The organism is Photorhabdus thracensis, assembly GCF_001010285.1.
Lineage (GTDB): Bacteria > Pseudomonadota > Gammaproteobacteria > Enterobacterales > Enterobacteriaceae > Photorhabdus > Photorhabdus temperata.
The window spans coordinates 198,355-216,400 of sequence record NZ_CP011104.1 but is presented as its reverse complement, the minus strand read 5'-3'; the positions used below and the strand labels follow the sequence as shown (position 1 = coordinate 216,400).

The window sequence follows — 18,046 nt, the reverse complement described above, 5'->3', positions numbered from 1 at the left end:
GATGTGTTTCTTGCGGAGCTGTAGCAGGCCCGCATTTTTCAATTAAAAACTTGACTATTTCTGCCAGCTTATTGCGTTTCATACTTTCTAATTGCAATTTGGTATATTAAACAGCGATAGTTATCTACCCTGTTATAAATAAACTGGATACATTAGTCACCGGAGCGTTATTTGGTGAAATAACGGATAAGGTGAGAAATGAAAAAGTATTCAGTAAACAATAAAATACTAAATGGACTGGTAGCCGTAACTTTATTGGGCAGCAGTAATGCCTTTGCTGTAGAGTTGTTAAACAGCTCTTATGACGTTGCGCGTGAGCTATTTTCTGCCCTTAATCCTGAATTTGAAAAACAGTGGAATGAGCAGCATCCACAGGACAAATTGATAATCAAACAATCCCATGCAGGCTCCTCGAAACAAGCGCTGGCAATTCTTCAGGGATTGCGGGCTGATGTAGTGACTTACAATCAGGTGACAGATGTGCAAATTTTGCATGATCGTGGTGATCTGATACCCGCTGATTGGCAGAGCCGTCTGCCAAATAGTAGTTCACCTTACTATTCCACAATAGCATTTCTGGTGCGTAAAGGTAATCCCAAAAATATCCGTAATTGGCATGACTTAGTACGTAAAGATGTCAAATTAGTCTTCCCAAACCCTAAAACTTCCGGTAATGGCCGTTACACTTATCTGGCTGCGTGGGGAGCTATTCAACAGGAAAATGGTGGGGATCAGGATAAAACCCGCGAATGGATGAAACGTTTCCTGAAAAATGTCACCGTGTTTGATACTGGCGGTCGCGGTGCAACGACTTTATTTATTGAACGTGGTTTGGGTGATGTGCTGATAAGTTTCGAATCTGAAGTAAGCAATATCTGTAAACAATATGGTAACGACAAATATGAAGTGATTGTCCCACCGATAGATATTCTGGCGGAATTCCCTGTTGCCTGGGTTGATAAGAATATTGTGAGAAACGGCACTGAGGAGGCGGCGAAAGCTTATCTGAATTATCTCTATAGCCCACAGGCACAGCAGATCATCACTGGCTTTAATTATCGTGTCAGCGATAAAAAAGTGATGGATCAGCAAAAAGCACGTTTCCTAGAAACTAAATTGTTCCGACTGGAAGATCAGTTTGGTGGTTGGCCACAAGTGATGAAAACCCACTTCAATACAGATGGCACACTGGATCAATTGCTGGCGGAAGGGCATAAGTAATGTTTGCGGTATCCAGTAAGCGAGTATTGCCTGGTTTTGGGCTGAGTTTAGGTAGTAGCTTGTTCTATACCTGCTTGATTTTATTATTGCCCCTGAGTGCATTGGTTGTGCAGCTTTCCAGTATGACCTGGGAACAGTATTGGCAGGTTATTGCTAATCCCCAGGTAGTGGCGGCTTACAAAGTGACATTACTGGCAGCAGCGGTTGCCAGTTTATTCAATGCGGTGTTTGGTATGCTGATGGCATGGGTCTTAACCCGCTATCGTTTCCCAGGCCGTAGCTTATTGGATGGCTTGATGGATCTCCCTTTTGCGTTGCCTACTGCGGTAGCCGGGTTGACATTGGCAACGCTGTTCTCTGCTACAGGTTGGTATGGTTCACTTCTTGGGCACTTTGATGTGAAAGTGGTGAATACTTGGCTGGGCATTGCGGTGGCAATGGCGTTTACCAGTCTGCCATTTGTGGTGCGAACTATTCAGCCGGTACTTGAAGAGTTGGGGCCGGAGTATGAAGAAGCGGCTCAGACATTAGGTGCCAGCCGCTGGCAAACTTTCTGGCGTGTAATCATGCCTGAATTATCTCCGGCTTTAATTGCTGGTGCTGCACTCTCTTTTACCCGCAGCCTGGGGGAATTTGGCGCCGTGATCTTTATTGCAGGTAACATCGCATGGCAGACAGAAGTGGTATCGCTGATGATTTTCATCCGCTTGCAAGAATTTGATTATCCGGCTGCCAGTGCCATTGCATCGGTCATATTGGCGGTATCCCTGATATTACTGTTTAGCATTAATACCTTGCAAAGCCGCTTTGGTAAGCGGATTGGAGGGCATTAATGGCTGAATTGTCTCAATTTTCTATTGCGCAACGACCGCCTGTCAATTGGGGGAAATGGGGGCTTATCACAACAGGAGCCCTGTTTTCGGTCTTACTGTTAGTGATCCCAATTGTGTGGATATTTATGACCGCCTTTTCTAAAGGAATTGAGGTGGTCACTCAGAATCTTTTAGATCCTGACATGCTGTATGCCATCTGGTTAACGGTACTGATTGCATTGATCACCGTTCCGGTAAACCTGATTTTTGGTGTGATGATTGCCTGGTTGGTGACACGTTTTCAGTTTCCGGGACGGCAATGTTTGATGACGTTAATCGATATCCCGTTTGCTGTGTCGCCGGTCGTAGCGGGTTTGCTCTATCTGCTGTTCTATGGTTCGAATGGCTGGGCAGGAAGTTTGCTGGAACCTTATGATATTCAACTGATGTTTTCCTGGCCGGGCATGGTATTGGTCACAGTGTTTGTGACTTGCCCGTTTGTTGTTCGGGAGCTGGTACCGACGATGCTTAGTCAGGGAAGTCAGGAAGATGAAGCGGCAATATTGTTGGGGGCATCTGGTTGGAAAATGTTTTGGCGGGTGACATTACCCAATATCCGTTGGGCGTTATTATATGGTGTGGTTTTGACCAATGCCCGGGCGATTGGTGAATTTGGTGCTGTGTCAGTAGTATCCGGTGCTATTCGTGGTGAAACTTATACATTGCCGTTGCAAGTTGAATTATTGCATCAAGATTACAACACTGTAGGGGCATTTACTGCGGCGGCATTACTGGCGTTGATGGCAATTATCACCTTGGTTGTTAAAAGTGCTTTGCAGTGGCGGTTAGGCCGCCAGCATGGTTAAAGTAGGAGCACAATATGAGTATTGAAATTAATAATATCAGTAAATGTTTTGGTCGGACTCAGGTTTTGAGCGATATCACTCTGAATATTTTTTCCGGAGAAATGGTCGCTCTGCTTGGCCCGTCAGGCTCCGGTAAAACAACTTTGCTAAGGATTATTGCGGGCCTGGAACAACAGACTGCGGGAAAGCTGAGCTTCCACGGGCAGGATGTGAGCCGCATGCATGCCAAAGATCGTCAGGTTGGATTTGTATTTCAGCATTATGCATTGTTCCGGCATATGACCGTATTCGATAACGTTGCTTTCGGATTAACAGTGTTGCCACGGCGTAAGCGTCCTGATACGGCGGCTATCCGCCGGAAGGTTATAGAATTGCTGGAAATGGTGCAATTGACACATCTTGCTGAACGCTATCCGTCACAGCTTTCGGGTGGACAAAAACAGCGGGTAGCACTGGCGAGGGCATTGGCTGTTAAACCACAAATTCTGTTACTGGATGAGCCGTTTGGTGCACTGGATGCTCAGGTAAGGATGGAACTACGCCGCTGGTTACGCAGGCTGCATGAAGAACTGAAATTCACCAGTGTCTTTGTGACTCATGATCAGGAAGAAGCGATGGAAGTGGCTGATCGGGTTGTTGTTATGAGTCAGGGTAATATTGAACAGGTAGGCACGCCACAAGAGGTATGGCGTTATCCGGCCAGCCGTTTTGTGATGGAATTTCTTGGTGAAGTTAACCATCTTCGTGGTGAGATTAAAGGATCTCAACTTTTGATTGGCGGGCAACACCTGCCTCTCAAAGTGACACCAATTCATCAGGGGAATGTTGATGTTTTCCTGCGTCCGTGGGAAGTCATGATAAATTCGCAGCCTACACCATCCAGTCCACTGCCTGTACAGGTGACGGAAGTGAGTCCTCGAGGACATTTCTGGCAGCTTTCCGTCCAGCCTCTGGGCTGGCATCAGGAGCCGGTTGCTATTGTTTGGTTCGATGAAACGTCAGTACCGACAAGAGGCAGCCGTTATTTTATTGGTGGTACTGAAGCCCGTTTATATGCGGGTGATAAACAGCTGCAAACCCTTAGTTTAGCCCAGACTGCCTGACAATTATTTAAATTTTGGTTGGTACTATTTGCTCATCCCCTTACCGCCTGGAGATGGGCATTTTTTATTGCATTGTTTTTTAGGGTTTTCTTCGTAAAATAACCGGCGAGAAAACGCTTTAATACCCGTTTTTTCGGATAATATTCTTTTACGTGCGGATTTCTTTTCAACTCGCTATTAATGGTTAATAATTTTCGATTAAATGAAATTTACTCTCTTTTTGAAAAGTTGTATTTACTTGATGGGCTGGTTTTAACCTGTTATTAAAAGTCGTTTTTTAACTGATGGTTTTAATCGGTATAAGTTTTTAGCTGTTGTTTTTACTCCTTTTCACCTCTGCTTTTTATTCAGTTTAATCATGGTTAAAAAGAATGAGGGATGGGATGAATCGTACCATCTCATTGCCCCATAAAACTATCGCTCAAGATAGTTGCTACTTTAGTCGGTGGTTGTTTAGTTAAGGTCTTGCGATATATTCCTGAATATGGTTATTTCGCTGTTCTATTAAATAAAAATAGGTAATAGCTGTGACAAGCTTGGAACATTTTATAGGCAATACTCCGCTGGTAAAACTACAACGAATGACCAATAAGCTGGGTGTGGAAATATGGGTAAAACTTGAAGGTAATAATCCAGCAGGTTCAATAAAAGACAGGGCAGCACTGTCAATGATTCAGCAGGCTGAATTGCGGGGTGAAATTTTTCCCGGTGACGTATTGATTGAAGCCACCAGTGGAAATACAGGTATTGCGTTGGCAATGATTGCCGCAGTAAAAGGTTATCACCTTAAATTACTGATGCCTGATAATATGAGCCTTGAGCGTCAGGCTTCTATGCGTGCTTATGGTGCAGAGCTTATTTTGGTGAGTAGAAACGTGGGTATGGAAGGCGCGCGTGATTTAGCTCAACAAATGGAGCGTAATGGTGAAGGTAAAGTTCTTGATCAATTCAATAATCTGGATAACCCCTTAGCTCACTTTACTACTACCGGGCCGGAAATTTGGCAGCAGACACAAGGACGCATTACGCATTTTGTTTCCAGTATGGGAACGACCGGGACAATTACGGGTGTTAGCCGCTATTTAAAAAGTCAGGATAACCGTGTTCAGGTTATTGGTTTACAGCCAGCTGAGAATAGCCATATTCCAGGTATTCGCCGTTGGTCGCCAGCTTATCTGCCCGGCATTTTTCGAAAGGAGCTGGTGGATCAAGTGTTGGATATCACACAGGAAGAAGCTGAAGAGACTATGCGTTTGTTAGCTCACAAAGAAGGGATTTTTTGTGGCGTTAGTTCCGGCGGCGCTGTTGCCGGTGCATTAAGCGTTGCGGCACAAAATCCAGGTTCTGTGATTGTTGTAATTATTTGCGACCGGGGTGACAGATACCTTTCTACTGGAGTATTTAATTAATTTGGTTATAAGATGCCAACCAGTATCATTATGAATTTACAAACATGGCTGAAAAGAGGGGATAGCAGAGAGCCTTGGGGGTTGTTGCGTTGGCAGATATTAAAAGTAGTCATTCAGAGTGAGTAGAGCAAAGTAAAAGTAGCAGTAAGCTCTGCTCACACTACCCGATTTCTGAATGTAAAGGTGATGTAAATCGAATAACGGAATAAAAAAACAGCCGTTATTGGCGGCTGTTTTTTAATATGAAAAGGGTATTGCGGTAGTTAAAGTATTGCTACTTTTTAATACGCATAATGGGTGTTTCACCAACAGTGACAGAACCACTCAGTTTGGACAATTCTTTAATTTCATCCATGTTGGAAATAACAACAGGTGTCAGGGTTGATTTCGCTCTTTCTTCAAGGAGTTTAAGATCAAACTCCAAAACTAAATCACCTTTCTGGACACGTTGACCTTCTTCAGCAATGCGCTTAAAGCCTTCTCCTTTAAGTTCAACCGTATCAATACCAAAGTGGACAAATAACTCAATACCGCTGTCCGATTCGATAGAAAACGCATGGTTGGTTTCAAATATTTTACCGATCGTCCCATCAACTGGTGCAACTATCTTACTGCCGGCAGGTTTTATAGCGATACCATCGCCGACAATTTTCTCGGCGAAAACAACATCTGGAACATCTTCAATATTGACAATCTCACCAGATAAAGGTGCGATAATTTCAATAGTGCCGCTGTTTTTTTTATCATCTGAAACTAGAGATTTCAGTTTATCAAACAGACCCATGAATCTTCTCCTAATTGTTTATACTGGACCGCGTTTTAACCGATATTGTTAGCAAAGTGTTTTTTCTTTGATAAATGTATCAACCAACTCCATCAACCCCTGAGCGGTAGACTGAGAAAGGGCTTGCTCAGCCAGCGCTTTTGCATCTTCGTAACGCGTATTACGAATGATTTTCTTGATGCGGGGAATAGAAATCGCACTCATACTAAATTCATCCAGCCCCATACCTAATAACAACAGTGTAGCACGTTCATCACCTGCAAGCTCGCCACACATCCCCGTCCATTTACCTTCAGCGTGTGAAGCGTCAATGGTTTGCTTAATCAGGCTCAATACTGCTGGTAGCATCGGGTTATAAAGATGAGAAATCAATTCGTTACCGCGGTCTACAGCAAGAGTATACTGAGTTAGATCGTTTGTCCCAATACTGAAAAAATCAACTTCTTTTGCCAGGTGATGAGCAATGACTGCTGAAGCGGGTGTTTCTACCATCACACCCACTTCAATTGCTTCATCGAATTTTTTGCCTTCTTCACGAAGTTGGCCTTTCAGCAATTCAAGTTCTGCTTTCAGTTGTAATACTTCCTCTACAGAAATAATCATTGGAAACATAATACGTAATTTACCGAAAGCAGATGCACGTAAAATAGCACGTAACTGAGAATGTAAGATCTCTTTTCGATCAAGGCAAATACGAATTGCACGCCAACCAAGGAATGGATTCTCTTCTTTCGGCAGATTCATATAGGGCAGATTTTTATCGCCGCCAATATCCATCGTACGTATAATAACCGCTTGGCTACCCATTGCTTCGGCGACGGCTTTATACGCTTGGAATTGTTCTTCCTCTGTTGGCAGCGCATCACGATCCATAAATAGAAATTCTGTACGGTATAAACCGACACCTTCAGCACCATTGCGTTCAGCACCAGTAACATCACGGACGGTACCGATATTGGCACAGACTTCAACCTGATGACCATCAAGAGTCATTGCAGGTAGATCTTTCAATTTCGCAAGTTCAGCCTTTTCTGCCAGATATTCGTTTTTGGCTTTTTTTAGCTGTTCAATTTTTGTATCAGATGGATTGATATAAATATGGTTATTTACCGCGTCCAGGATCAGGTAATCACCATTTTGGATTGTGGTTGTCGAATTGGTGGTACCGACGATCGCTGGAAGTTCAAGAGAACGGGCCATGATTGAGGTATGGGAGGTACGGCCACCTAAATCAGTAATGAAACCAAGAATTTTTTCCAGATTGAGTTGCGCAGTTTCAGATGGGGTCAAATCGTTGGCGATCAGAATAACTTCTTCTGAAATTGAGCCCAGATCGACAATGGACATACCCAGAATATTTTTCAGCAAGCGTTTACCGATATCACGCACGTCTGTGGCACGCTCTTTCAGGTATTCGTCATCCAAATCTTCGAGGGCTTGGGCCTGAGTCTCAATCACAGAATATACTGCGGCATCCGCAGCTTTGAAATCGTTTTTAATTAACGAAATAATTTCTTGTTCAAGTTCTTCATCTTCCAACAGCATGATATGCCCTTCGAAGATTTCAGCTTTTTCTTCTCCGAGGTTTTTTGCCGCTATATTTTTGATTATTTCTAACTGAGATGAGGCTTTTTCACGGCCTTGCTTGAAATGGGAAATTTCCTGTTCGACTTGTTCTTGACTGATTTTTTTTTGATTGATAATAATTGGGTCTTCTTTCAGTAATAATGCCTTACCGAAAGCGATGCCTGGTGATACTAATATGCCTGAAATCATGATGTTACCTAACTACTAATAAGTATTCTTTAAAGAGCCAGCCTACAGATGGTTTGCTGTTTTAGGAAATGCATTTAAACTGACATCCCCGGATAAGACTTTATCCAGGGATGAGGAACGGCTAAGTGAATATCAGTTTATTATTCACAATCTACTGAATCTTGACTGGCGTTGTGGTCAACGGAAGGTTATTCCAGTTCTGCCATCAATTTAACCAGATGCTCAATCGCTTTTTGCTCATCTTCGCCTTCAGCAGAGATGGTCACAACAGTGCCTTGAGTTAGCCCTAAAGTTTGTAGCTTAAACAAGCTCTTCGCACTGGCCGTTTTGCCACCGGAAGTCAGTGTAATGTCGGAAGAGAAACTTTTTGCTTCTTTAACAAACTGTGCGGCGGGACGGGTATGTAGGCCATTTGGCGCAGTAATAGTGACTTCTTGCTGGAACATGACGTTTCCTCAATAACTTAGATTTTTGCTATGTAAGTTAAAAAATTGTAATAAACAAATCTTAACTTGAGTATTCATTAACTGCCTATCCCAGTAGGGCGATTTTATGCCTAAAGTGCGAGCCCGGCAATGTTTCGACAAAAGCGATAAATAGCTTTTGAGCACCCTTCAGTTTTGCCCGAAGAGGAGAGAAACGAATCACTCCTTACGTACTATACGTTACTATGCGTACGCTCCAGACTATGCGTGCTGTCCGTGTTCACTATTCTTTCATAAGAACGTTTCTTTCATAAGAACACCATGCACAAGAACGGCCCGCATCAATTGCACCTACTGGTATAGGCTATAAGATTGATAATATAATAAAAGATTTTATCAATTATCAAAAAAATTATTCTTTTCGATGCTTCTGATTGATAGTTTGAAGTAAAGATAGATTGCAGGGCTACTTAACTGAAACTACTACTTCTGTTAATTAATTTCGAGCATCGAAATAATTATTATTGGTTAAATACTAAACCCATTGTAAGAAATCATCTGGTAAAGTGTAAAAGTTTGATCTACTACACAGAAAAAGCACCATTTAGGTGCTTTTTTATCAATAAAACTAAGTAACTTGCTTAAATACTTTTATTCATCAGACAAGTCAGTAAACAATGGACTACTCAGATAACGTTCACCTGATGAAGCCAGAATGACGACGATATTTTTATCTTGATATTCCGGTTCCTGAGAAAGCTTCACTGCGGCTGCAACGGTAGCGCCGGAGGAGATACCCGCCAAAATACCTTCTTTCATCATGATTTCACGAGCGGTTTTAATTGCTTCGTCATTACTGATTTTGAATACGCGATCAACCAGTTTTAGATCAAGGTTATCTGGAATAAAACCAGCACCAATGCCTTGAATCTTATGTGGGCCGGGCTTCACTTCTTCACCGGCCAGAGTCTGGCTGATTACCGGTGAGTCTTCGGGTTCTACTGCAACCACAGTGATGTTTTTACCTTTGGTATTTTTCAGGTAACGGGCAACGCCTGTTAGTGTGCCGCCAGTACCTACGCCGGTAACAAATGCGTCTACTTCACCATCGGTATCTTCCCAGATTTCCGGACCAGTGGTTTTTTCGTGGATTTCCGGGTTTGCCGGATTGCTGAACTGTTGCAGGATAATATAGCGATTGGGGTCACTGGTCTGAATTTCATTGGCTTTCTCAATGGCTCCTTTCATACCTTTAGCGCCTTCAGTTAGCACGAGATTTGCCCCCAGTGCTTTCAGTAGCTTGCGACGCTCAATACTCATTGTTTCTGGCATAGTCAGCGTTAATTTATAGCCACGGGATGCTGCAACGTAAGCAAGAGCAATCCCGGTATTACCACTGGTTGGCTCTACCAACTCTTTTCCTGGCTGTAGGATACCGCGTTTTTCAGCATCCCAAATCATGTTAGAACCAATGCGGCATTTTACACTAAAGCTTGGGTTACGAGACTCTACTTTTGCTAGAATACGTCCATTGCCAAAGTGTTTTAAGCGAATTAACGGGGTACGGCCAATTGTTAAAGAATTGTCTTCGTAAATTTTACTCATACTCGTCTTTCAACTCCCTTTAGTGATATTTGGTCAACGATACGCCAACAATCAGGTTATGGAAATATAGTTTGAATATATTCTTATCGTCTTAAAGAATAACATTTGAATGAATTTATTTTATAATACGAAACCCGTGTTGATCCCGATAGCGATCTACCCACATTGCAGTAGCAGCGCATACTGCGATAGGCATAATCACCAAATTGACAATAGGTATCATTGTCAAAATACTCACCAGCGCACCAAATTGCAGGTTATTCATTTTGTTTTGACGAAGGGCGCTACGCATTGTTGGAAAACTGACTTTATGGTTATCAAATGGATAATCACAGTATTGGATCGACAGCATCCAGGCACTGAAAATAAACCAGAGCACAGGTGCGACAGTTTGCCCGATAACAGGAATAAAATAGAGAAGCAGTAAAACCAGAGCGCGTGGAATATAGTAGAGCAGTTTTACCAATTCCCGTTTCAGGATGCGTGGAACATCTTTCACCAGTTCCTTAACCCCGGTATCCGGCGCAGAGGTTCCCGTTAAATCAGCTTCCAGTTTTTCCGCCAGTAATCCATTGAACGGAGCTGCTATGAAGTTCGCTATCGTGCTGAATAAATAAGTAAAAATCAGCAAAACAGAAATCACTGCCAGTGGCCATACAATGTAACTAAGCCATTGCATCCAATCCGGTACTTTGTTCAGTATTGAGGGGATCCAGTTTTCCAGTTGCTGGTAGAGCCACCAAAATGAACCACCAAGTAACAAAATATTTGCCAATAAGGGCAATAGAACAAATCTTTTAATACCTGGGCGAGTAATTAATCTGCAACCTTGCACCAAATACTGAAAGCCGCTCAAATTTTTTGGTGATTTTGTCAAATTAAGCATACTTCCTATTCTCTCCTGTATGATTGAAACGCTATCATATAGGCAGGATTTTCGACTGACTAGTATTGTTTTGTATAAAAAAAAAGCAAAAGATGCTTATCAGGCATCTTTCTGATAAGAAAAGTGTGTATAAGCTTGCACTTGTGTTATTTGACAAATACAGTTAATACAGAAAATGTTCCGCCGTGGTGGCATATTAATTAAACAACAGAGATAGCAATGATGCAGGATTTGCGTCTGATATTAATCATTGTTGGTGCGATAGCAATAATAGCTTTGCTGTTACATGGGTTGTGGACCAGCCGTAAAGAGCGCTCTTCGCTTTTTCGTGATCGCCCAGTTAAACGTCATAAACATGATCGTCAGGAGAGTTCCGTCGGTGACAGTGATGATGAAGCGTTTGACAATCAACAAAGACCTTACGCCCATAAGCAGGTAAAACCTCATCAGGAATATAAAGCTGAGCCGGTTATTGAGCGCCGTCAGCCAAAGTTAACTGAAATGGATGTTGCTACGTCTGAAGAAAGCAATGATCCATTGCTGGCTAGTCATCAGCCTGAGACTACAACCAGAAAAGCAGTAACAGAAATAGAAGAGCAGGAACCCCAGCTTGGCCTGTTTGAATCCGAAGGACAGGATGAGCCCGAGAAAAATAGGCCTCAGACGGAAGAAAAGTCTCAGAATATGGCAAAAGAGGGGGATGGTGAAAAGGAAGAGCAGGCCAAAGCGGCAAAAGAAATCGTTTTGGTTCTTCATGTGGCAGCACACCTCGGTCAAGCACTGAATGGTGAGCTCTTGCTGCAAAGTATCCTGCAATCTGGCTTCCAATTTGGAGAAATGCAGATTTTCCACCGCCATTTGAATCCATCGGGTAGCGGCCCGGTGTTATTCAGCCTTGCTAATATGGTGAAGCCGGGTTCATTTAATCCTGAAACAATGGCTGATTTTACCACTCCAGGGGTTTCCATGTTTATGATGGTACCTTCTTATGGAGAAGCTAATCAGAATTTTAAGCTGATGTTGCAAGCGGCTCAACGCATTGCTTCTGATGTTGGGGGAGTGGTGCTTGATGATGAGCGCAAAATGCTGACGCCACAAAAAATCGAATTGTATAAAGCACGCATTCGCAGCACACTTGATGTTCAGGTATAATCAATTTATCGAATGTTCAAGCCTCCGCCAGTCGGGGGCTTTTTATCGCTGGTTATAAGTCATGAAATCAACTGCTCAACAAATAGAAAATCTCAGAATAACATTGCGTCATCATGAATATCTGTATTATGTCATGGATGCACCAGAGATCCCTGATGCAGAATATGATCGGTTAATGCAGGAATTAAAAGCTCTTGAGGAACAATACCCGGAGCTGATTACATCTGATTCACCGACACAGCGGGTTGGCGCTGCTCCTCTGACTGCTTTTGAACAAGTCCGCCATGAAATTCCTATGCTATCACTGGATAACGTATTCGATGAAGAGAGTTATTTGGCGTTTGATAAGCGAGTGCGTGACCGCCTGAAAGATGATCAGGATTTAGTGGTGTGCTGTGAGCTGAAACTGGATGGTTTGGCTGTCAGTCTGTTGTATGAAAAGGGTGAACTGGTACAGGCGGCGACCCGTGGTGATGGTACAACAGGGGAAAACATCACATCAAATGTACGGACTATCTACGCAATTCCCCTGCGCTTGACCGGAGAGAATATTCCAACTCGTGTTGAAATTCGTGGTGAAGTTTTTATACCCCAAAAAGGGTTTGAGAAGCTGAATGAGGAAGCACGCCGCACTGGTGCAAAAGTGTTTGCCAATCCACGTAATGCAGCGGCTGGCTCTCTGCGTCAGCTCGATCCCCGTATTACCGCTAAACGGCCATTGGCTTTCTTCTGTTATGGTGTTGGTGTATTGGAAGGAGGGGAATTGCCGGCCAGTCACTACGAGCGATTGATACAGTTTAAGCAATGGGGATTGCCGGTCAGCGATAAAATTAAGGTTTGTACTGATAGTCAACAGGTTATTGATTTTTACCACGATATTGAAAACCAGCGTTCAACATTGGGGTTTGATATTGACGGTGTTGTTATCAAAGTAAATTCGCTGGAATTACAGAAAACGTTAGGCTTTGTCGCCCGTGCGCCACGCTGGGCAACAGCATTCAAATTTCCTGCTCAGGAGCAGATGACGATTGTCCGTGATGTTGAATTTCAGGTCGGTCGTACTGGTGCTATCACACCGGTAGCGCGTCTGGAGCCGGTGCAGGTCTCTGGTGTAACTGTTAGTAATGCGACATTGCACAATGCGGATGAGATTGAACGTTTAGGTTTGCGTATTGGCGATACTGTGGTTATTCGTCGTGCTGGTGATGTTATTCCAAAGGTCGTGGGTGTTGTGGAGGACAGAAGGCCACAGGACAGCGATGAAATTGTTTTCCCTGAACATTGTCCGGTGTGTGGGGCGGATGTTGAGCGGATTGAAGGGGAGGCTGTTGCGCGCTGTACTGGTGGTTTAGTCTGTGGAGCCCAGCGTAAAGAAGCACTGAGACACTTTGTTTCCCGGCGAGCGATGGATGTTGACGGTATGGGAGAAAAGATTATTGATCAACTGGTGGATAAAGAGTATGTCGAAACCCCGGCGGATCTTTTTAGGCTTACTGCGGGTAAATTGACCGGGCTTGATCGTATGGGGCCGAAATCCGCGCAAAATGTGGTAGATGCGTTGGAAAAAGCGAAAAAAACTACGTTTGCTCGTTTCCTTTATGCGTTGGGGATCCGTGAAGTTGGGGAAACGACCGCTGCTAACCTGGCCGCTCACTTTGGCTGCCTGGATAAATTACGTGCCGCTGATGAAGAAGCTCTGCAAGAGGTCCAGGATGTTGGTGAAGTAGTGGCAAAACACGTGGTTAACTTCTTCAATGAACCTCATAATCAAAAAGTTATCGATGACCTGATTGATAATACCGGTATCAACTGGGAGCAAGTTGTCGTCACAAAGGCTGAGAAGATTGACAGCCCATTCGCAGGTAAAACAATTGTGCTTACTGGCTCATTGCATCAGTTATCTAGAGATGAAGCCAAAGATAAATTTGTTGCGCTTGGGGCAAAAGTGACTGGTAGTGTTTCTAAGAAAACAGATTTGGTGATTGCTGGTGAAGCAGCTGGTTCGAAATTGGCTAAAGCTAATGAGTTAAATATTCCAGTTATTGATGAAGAAGAAATGATCCGTTTATTGGGTGAATAACTTTTTATTTGTATTCTGTTTTACTGATTATTGAGAGGTTATTCTCAATAATCAGTGATATTTGATAATGTGTTTTCGAATCTGACCTTATGCGATTTGGCTGAAAATGTGATTAATCTCACTAAATAAAAATTTAGAGTAAGAATTATTTCAATCTAATGTGATGTATATCCCATTTAATCGCCTTTTATTACATAGAATGCATTTTATAAACTAGCTTTCTGTTGTGTTTGGAGTGTGATATGTCTCAAATCCTGCATTTCCTTTTGGCTCTGATTGTCATTGGCGGCCTTGCTATTCTGGCGAGCAGTAACCGTAAAGGTATTCGTCCTCGTTATATTATTCAGTTGCTTGTTATTGAACTTGTCCTTGCGTGGTTTTTCCTGAATTCAGGTGTTGGTCAGGAATTTGTCATGGGATTTGCCGGCTTGTTTGAGCATTTACTGAAATTTGCGGGTGAAGGGACGGAATTCATTTTTGGCGGCATGATGGGAGCAAAACTGGCATTCTTTTTTCTGAATGTATTGTGTCCGATTATCTTTATTTCCGCACTGATTGGTATTTTGCAGCATATCAAAGTATTGCCAATCGTCATCCGGGTTATTGGTACTCTGTTGTCTAAGGTCAACGGCATGGGGAAACTGGAATCATTCAATGCAGTAAGTTCTCTGATACTGGGTCAGTCTGAAAACTTTATCGCTTATAAAGATGTGCTGGGAAAAATGTCTGAGCGCCGAATGTACACGATGGCTGCAACTGCAATGTCAACAGTTTCTATGTCAATCGTCGGTGCTTACATGACCATTTTGGCACCTAAATATGTTGTGGCGGCATTAGTGCTCAATATGTTCAGTACCTTTATCATCCTGTCACTGATTAATCCGTATTCTGTTGACAGCGAAGAAGATATTCAGATGAGCAATCTTCATGAAGGCCAAAGTTTCTTCGAAATGTTGGGTGAATATATTTTAGCTGGTTTTAAAGTCGCACTGATTGTTGCTGCCATGTTGATTGGTTTCATTGCCCTGATTGCCGCTATTAACGCATTGTTTAGCATGATTTTTGATATGAGCTTCCAAGAGATGCTGGGGTATGTGTTCTATCCATTTGCTTGGGTAATTGGAATTCCTGCTGATGAAGCGTTGCGGGTTGGTAGCATCATGGCAACCAAATTGGTTTCTAACGAATTTGTTGCGATGCATAGCTTGCAATCAATTGCGACAGAACTTACTCCTCGTTCACAGGGTATTTTGTCGGTATTCCTGGTTTCTTTTGCTAATTTCTCTTCAATTGGGATTGTTGCCGGAGCGATTAAAGGCTTGAATGAAAAACAGGGTAATGTCGTTTCCCGTTTTGGCTTGAAACTACTATTTGGTTCAACTCTTGTCAGCTTCTTGTCTGCGGCTATTGCAGGTTTGGTGCTGTAAAAAGATAAAGTGTTATAGTGGAATATTGCATCATGGATGATGTAAATTTTTTCTTTCCTTTCGCATATCTTTCCTGTATCCCTGTAAACTGGAGTTATCTTTTTTAATTGATATAAATGCAAGTTATGGAAAAAGAAAATCTGATAGAAATTGCTAATACTGTTATGCCATTCGGTAAATACAAAGGGCGTATGCTGATTGATTTACCAGAAGAGTATTTATTGTGGTTCGCTCGTAAAGGCGAATTTCCGCAAGGTAAATTGGGCATGTTGATGGAGATGACTTTAGCAATAAAGATAGAAGGGTTGGATTCATTGGTAAAACCATTGAAGAAGAATTAGCAGGGAGGTTTTTTTTATACAAAATGGTGGTTGTTACGATGCATGGACAAAAGGCCCTGAAAGCGTGGCTTTCAGGGCCTGATAATTTTGGTGGAGCTAAGCGGGATCGAACCGCTGACCTCTTGCATGCCATGCAAGCGCTCTCCCAGCTGAGCTATAGCCCCACGAATGTGGTCTTTCCTAATTTTAGTACCAAACACTTTATTCTGGTGGTAAGTATTTGGTGGAGCTAAGCGGGATCGAACCGCTGACCTCTTGCATGCCATGCAAGCGCTCTCCCAGCTGAGCTATAGCCCCAATCAAAATTAATGGAACGGGGCGCATAATATGAAACCCTGCAAATACTGTCAACGGCTAACTTATCATTCTCAGAGCAAGCGTTGAAAAAGTCATCAGTTTTGTGGTGGATCGACAAAATAAAGGCTGAACAACGGGTTGAAATGAGATAGAAAGCGTTTAGCAAAAACCGCCGTAAACCCTCGTCCAGTGCGAGGGTGTCGCAAAAGGTCATGTTATCCATTAAAATCTGCGCTCTTCCTTTAGGCGCAGATCTTTTATGACCTTATTCATTCGAAAACGGGAACCGTCTGCTTACACCAAACGTCAGTTTGTCAAAGCTCAGCACTTACCTGTATTGGATGGCTCCCTTTCCCTTTCTGATTATCTCAGGCAAATGGGGGAGCGTTGCGCATTTATTGTTGCTGACATTCTTGATGAGCAAGATTGGGGCCCCTTTGAACGCCATTATGCTTCGACAGGGAGAGCCCCTTATTCTCCACGCTCCATGATGGGGATCCTGCTTTATGGGATCATGAAAGGACACTGCTCGCTCAGAGAACTTGAACGACTTGCGCGTTTAGATTTAGGCTGTATTTTTGTCAGCCAGGGAATTACGCCCGATCATGCCAGTCTTGGGCGTTTTATTTATCAGCACCAATCCGTCCTGACGGGACCGTTTTTTAAGGCACTGACCTTATCCATTTTGCACCGCAGTCGTTCGGACGGCTCGTGCCTGGCCGGTGACGGGACAGTGATAGAGGCGGCCTGTTCTCATTACCACCTTTTAACTCAGGAAGCGATTTCACGTGAAAAAAATACTCTCACGGCTACCCCTGCCACAGCGCAGACAGAAAAACGCATAAAGCAATTGGAACAGGGAGCCAACGTATTACGGCGCCGACAAGAAAATCGCGAAAAAAAAGGGAAGGATGCCAGCCAACTGCGTATCAATCCAACAGAACCCGAAGCCGTCGTCCAGAAACTCAAGCGGGGAAGGGGATTTTCAACTTCCTATAAACCGTCTGTTTTAGTCAACAACAGACGAATTATCGTCGCTCAAACGGTCGACCCCTCCAGTGAAACCCAAGTGATGGCCGCGTTATTGGCGCAGAATCTCACTATCTCGGGAGGTCACCCGGAAAAGCTGTTATTGGATGCCGGTTATTTCCATGACGATGTGATTGCTGAGGCGAAGAAACATCAGATCTTGCTGTTTTGTACAGAAAATTCAGAGCGACAGCGTACCCGAAAAATCTATCCTAAATCCTTATTTACTTATGATGCTGAGCAAGATTGCTATATTTGTCCTGCTCATCACCAATTGTCCCTGCAAAGTACAGTGAAAGCCACTGAAAAAACGCGGACCTATCGGGTTTATCGCGCTGACAATTGTGCCGGATGCCCGAAGAAAGCGGGCTGCACAAAGGCTAAAGGAGGAAGAAAAATAAAACGTTATCCGGAAGATGAAGGGCGGGAGACACTTCGTTTGCATATGGCCCGACCGGAGTCAAAACAGATATTGAGTCAACGGAAGAGCCTGGTAGAACCGGTATTTTCGGCATTACGGGGAATTCAGAGACTGGAACGCTTTCGGCGTAAGGGATTGTCAGCGGTAAAGCTGGAGTTTTCCCTGCATGCAATGGCCTATAACTTATCAAGAGCGGTGGCTCTGATATTAGGGATTATTTTTAGCCTGTTATCCATACAAATAACAGGCTGCCCAAAGTCAGTGATTGAATTTAACTTGATGCTTGAAAAAGTGACCTCAACCCTTTTGCGACACCCTCTTTACGGCGGGGAGCAGTCACGGGAGTTACAACGTGGTATTAATTAAATGAGATTTTTTGAAAATAGAGGGCACCACACTAAATCGGTGATGC

At 43.3% G+C, this 18,046-nt stretch carries 15 protein-coding genes and 2 tRNA genes; 10 read left to right on the top strand and 7 right to left on the bottom strand.

The window, feature by feature from the left end; translation table 11 throughout:
* Window positions 1-198: 198 nt before the first annotated feature.
* From VY86_RS00685 to cysM, 5 genes are all read left to right on the top strand, one after another.
* Window positions 199-1,221, top strand: coding sequence for a sulfate ABC transporter substrate-binding protein (locus tag VY86_RS00685; protein WP_046973560.1), 1,023 nt, complete (start codon window positions 199-201; stop codon window positions 1,219-1,221).
* A complete protein-coding gene (gene cysT, locus VY86_RS00680; RefSeq protein WP_046973559.1) occupies window positions 1,221-2,054 on the top strand; it encodes a sulfate/thiosulfate ABC transporter permease CysT in 834 nt (277 codons plus the stop codon). Before VY86_RS00685 ends, cysT begins: the two co-directional genes overlap by 1 nt.
* On the top strand, window positions 2,054-2,899 hold the full coding sequence (gene cysW / locus VY86_RS00675) for a sulfate/thiosulfate ABC transporter permease CysW (protein WP_046973558.1): 846 nt from the start codon (window positions 2,054-2,056) through the stop codon (window positions 2,897-2,899). Before cysT ends, cysW begins: the two co-directional genes overlap by 1 nt.
* A 14-nt stretch (window positions 2,900-2,913) precedes the next feature.
* The gene (gene cysA, locus VY86_RS00670; protein ID WP_046973557.1) at window positions 2,914-4,002 is read left to right on the top strand and encodes a sulfate/thiosulfate ABC transporter ATP-binding protein CysA; all 1,089 of its coding nucleotides are present in this window, start codon (window positions 2,914-2,916) and stop codon (window positions 4,000-4,002) included.
* 527 nt (window positions 4,003-4,529) lie between these two features.
* Window positions 4,530-5,411 carry a cysteine synthase CysM gene (gene cysM, locus VY86_RS00665; protein ID WP_046973556.1) on the top strand — a complete coding sequence of 294 codons (882 nt, stop codon included), beginning with the start codon at window positions 4,530-4,532 and terminating at the stop codon, window positions 5,409-5,411.
* Window positions 5,412-5,685: 274 nt separating this feature from the next.
* Here cysM and crr read toward each other — a convergent pair whose 3' ends face one another.
* From crr to cysZ, 5 genes are all read right to left on the bottom strand, one after another.
* Window positions 5,686-6,195 carry a PTS glucose transporter subunit IIA gene (gene crr, locus VY86_RS00660; protein WP_046973555.1) on the bottom strand — a complete coding sequence of 170 codons (510 nt, stop codon included), beginning with the start codon at window positions 6,193-6,195 and terminating at the stop codon, window positions 5,686-5,688.
* Between the two features lie 48 nt (window positions 6,196-6,243).
* Complete coding sequence (ptsI, locus tag VY86_RS00655; RefSeq protein ID WP_046973554.1) at window positions 6,244-7,971, bottom strand: phosphoenolpyruvate-protein phosphotransferase PtsI; 1,728 nt, start codon at window positions 7,969-7,971, stop codon at window positions 6,244-6,246.
* Between the two features lie 188 nt (window positions 7,972-8,159).
* The gene (ptsH, locus tag VY86_RS00650; protein ID WP_021323875.1) at window positions 8,160-8,417 is read right to left on the bottom strand and encodes a phosphocarrier protein Hpr; all 258 of its coding nucleotides are present in this window, start codon (window positions 8,415-8,417) and stop codon (window positions 8,160-8,162) included.
* 630 nt (window positions 8,418-9,047) lie between these two features.
* Entirely contained in the window at window positions 9,048-10,001 is a 954-nt protein-coding gene (gene cysK / locus VY86_RS00645; protein ID WP_046973553.1) for a cysteine synthase A, read from the bottom strand.
* Window positions 10,002-10,116: 115 nt separating this feature from the next.
* Window positions 10,117-10,857 (bottom strand): sulfate transporter CysZ, encoded by a 741-nt coding sequence (gene cysZ, locus VY86_RS00640; protein WP_193386974.1) that lies wholly within the window; start codon window positions 10,855-10,857, stop codon window positions 10,117-10,119.
* A 249-nt stretch (window positions 10,858-11,106) separates the two neighbouring features.
* Here cysZ and zipA point away from each other — a divergent pair, with 249 nt between their 5' ends.
* The 4 genes from zipA to VY86_RS00620 all read left to right on the top strand — a co-directional run bounded on the left by zipA (window position 11,107) and on the right by VY86_RS00620 (window position 15,887).
* Window positions 11,107-12,039, top strand: a complete 933-nt coding sequence (zipA, locus tag VY86_RS00635; protein ID WP_046973551.1) for a cell division protein ZipA — start codon at window positions 11,107-11,109, stop codon at window positions 12,037-12,039.
* 61 nt (window positions 12,040-12,100) lie between these two features.
* On the top strand, window positions 12,101-14,119 hold the full coding sequence (gene ligA, locus VY86_RS00630; RefSeq protein WP_046973550.1) for an NAD-dependent DNA ligase LigA: 2,019 nt from the start codon (window positions 12,101-12,103) through the stop codon (window positions 14,117-14,119).
* Window positions 14,120-14,361: 242 nt separating this feature from the next.
* Complete coding sequence (locus VY86_RS00625) at window positions 14,362-15,546, top strand: NupC/NupG family nucleoside CNT transporter (protein ID WP_046973549.1); 1,185 nt, start codon at window positions 14,362-14,364, stop codon at window positions 15,544-15,546.
* Between the two features lie 125 nt (window positions 15,547-15,671).
* Entirely contained in the window at window positions 15,672-15,887 is a 216-nt protein-coding gene (locus VY86_RS00620) for a DUF3820 family protein (protein ID WP_021323870.1), read from the top strand.
* An 88-nt stretch (window positions 15,888-15,975) separates the two neighbouring features.
* On the opposite strand, the gene VY86_RS00615 is transcribed toward VY86_RS00620, so the two are convergent.
* Window positions 15,976-16,051 (bottom strand) — tRNA-Ala (locus VY86_RS00615).
* A gap of 57 nt (window positions 16,052-16,108) precedes the next feature.
* Window positions 16,109-16,184: transfer RNA gene (locus VY86_RS00610), tRNA-Ala, on the bottom strand.
* 259 nt (window positions 16,185-16,443) lie between these two features.
* Here VY86_RS00610 and VY86_RS23900 point away from each other — a divergent pair.
* Window positions 16,444-18,000, top strand: coding sequence for a transposase (locus VY86_RS23900; protein ID WP_046973548.1), 1,557 nt, complete (start codon window positions 16,444-16,446; stop codon window positions 17,998-18,000).
* Window positions 18,001-18,046 lie beyond the last annotated feature (46 nt).

Coding starts and splice junctions, on each gene's coding strand:
- VY86_RS00685 (WP_046973560.1), top strand. CDS start 199: ATGAAAAAGTATTCAGTAAACAATAAAATACTAAATGGACTGGTAGCC.
- cysT (WP_046973559.1), top strand. CDS start 1,221: ATGTTTGCGGTATCCAGTAAGCGAGTATTGCCTGGTTTTGGGCTGAGT.
- cysW (WP_046973558.1), top strand. CDS start 2,054: ATGGCTGAATTGTCTCAATTTTCTATTGCGCAACGACCGCCTGTCAAT.
- cysA (WP_046973557.1), top strand. CDS start 2,914: ATGAGTATTGAAATTAATAATATCAGTAAATGTTTTGGTCGGACTCAG.
- crr (WP_046973555.1), bottom strand. CDS start 6,195: ATGGGTCTGTTTGATAAACTGAAATCTCTAGTTTCAGATGATAAAAAA.
- ptsI (WP_046973554.1), bottom strand. CDS start 7,971: ATGATTTCAGGCATATTAGTATCACCAGGCATCGCTTTCGGTAAGGCA.
- ptsH (WP_021323875.1), bottom strand. CDS start 8,417: ATGTTCCAGCAAGAAGTCACTATTACTGCGCCAAATGGCCTACATACC.
- cysK (WP_046973553.1), bottom strand. CDS start 10,001: ATGAGTAAAATTTACGAAGACAATTCTTTAACAATTGGCCGTACCCCG.
- zipA (WP_046973551.1), top strand. CDS start 11,107: ATGATGCAGGATTTGCGTCTGATATTAATCATTGTTGGTGCGATAGCA.
- ligA (WP_046973550.1), top strand. CDS start 12,101: ATGAAATCAACTGCTCAACAAATAGAAAATCTCAGAATAACATTGCGT.
- VY86_RS00625 (WP_046973549.1), top strand. CDS start 14,362: ATGTCTCAAATCCTGCATTTCCTTTTGGCTCTGATTGTCATTGGCGGC.
- VY86_RS00620 (WP_021323870.1), top strand. CDS start 15,672: ATGGAAAAAGAAAATCTGATAGAAATTGCTAATACTGTTATGCCATTC.
- VY86_RS23900 (WP_046973548.1), top strand. CDS start 16,444: ATGACCTTATTCATTCGAAAACGGGAACCGTCTGCTTACACCAAACGT.